Genomic DNA, 1125 nt, shown 5'->3' on the forward strand with positions numbered 1-1125 from the left:
TGGTTACCGGGAACAGGTAGTGGTCCACCAGCATGACGACGAACAGCGCCATGAGGTAGATGATCGAGTACTTGAAGGTCTCCATCGGTGCCTTCGGGTTCCTGTCGCGCAGCAACTCGATCGCCCAGTACAGGAAGCCCGCGCCGAGCACGATCGCGCCCAGCAGGTACAGCGGGCCGCTCATGTGGGTGGCGTAGGGCAGCAGGGTGATCAGGAACATCAGGATGGTGTAGAGCAGTATCTGCACCTTGGTGAAGGCCACTCCGTGGGTCACCGGCAGCATGGGGATGCCCACGGAGGCGTACTCCTCGCGCCGGTGGATGGCCAGCGCCCAGAAGTGCGGCGGCGTCCAGGCAAAGATGATCAGCACCAGCAGCAGCGCATGGCCGTGTATCTCGCCGGTCACCGCGGTCCAGCCGAGCAGCGGCGGGGCGGCACCCGCGAGCCCGCCGATGACAATGTTCTGCGGCGTCGCGCGCTTCAGGAACAGGGTGTAGACCACCGGTCGCGTGCAGGTTGTCGACGCGGCCCTGGGCCACCGGGCGGTTCTGGGTGCGCGACATCTGCCGGTCGACCCGCTGGTCGACGAGGTGGTTGACCGCCGCCGCCGCCCCCGCACACAGGGCGATCCCCAGGTTGCCCAGCAGGAGGACGTCCAGCGGCACCATGCCCGGCACCGCCATGAACATGCCGATGACCGAGGTGAGGATCATCAGCAGCACCACGTTGGGCTTGGTGAGCTCCTTGTAATCCCGCCAGGTGGTCGCCGACGAGCTGTCTGCCTGTGTCATCGCGCCGCCTATTCGCTGGAGTTCTTGAGCAGGAACTTGAGGTCGGAGATCACGTCCTTGTAACTGATCTCGCTATTGTAAGTCATCATCACCCAGCCCGCGGGATCCACCAGGTACCAGGCCGTCGGGTCCGCAATGTATTCGGGGAACAGGGCGTTGAAATCACCCTGCGAAACCACCAGCGGCGACAGGTCGCGGTGCTGCTGTTGCAGGTACATGGCGAAGCTTTCCGGCAGCGGCAGGCCGTCGCTCAGTGCATCTACCGCGAGATCCGTCGCGGCGGGCGTGGTGTCGCTGATGTACAGCCGGTCGATACGGTTGAAGTCGCGGCCGA

The 1125-nt window shown here is 64.7% G+C and carries 1 protein-coding gene and 1 pseudogene; both read right to left on the reverse strand.

The genetic code is table 11. The features are described from left to right. Positions 1 to 791 (reverse strand): annotated as a pseudogene (locus E4634_RS21255) (protoheme IX farnesyltransferase); the annotation flags it as partial. Positions 792 to 799: 8 nt separating this feature from the next. Next, on the reverse strand, positions 800 to 1125 hold a 326-nt coding region (locus E4634_RS21625; RefSeq protein ID WP_491844338.1), incomplete at its 5' end, for a redox-active disulfide-containing membrane protein.

Source organism: Mangrovimicrobium sediminis, from assembly GCF_004745945.1.
Taxonomy (GTDB): Bacteria; Pseudomonadota; Gammaproteobacteria; order Pseudomonadales; family Halieaceae; genus Mangrovimicrobium; species Mangrovimicrobium sediminis.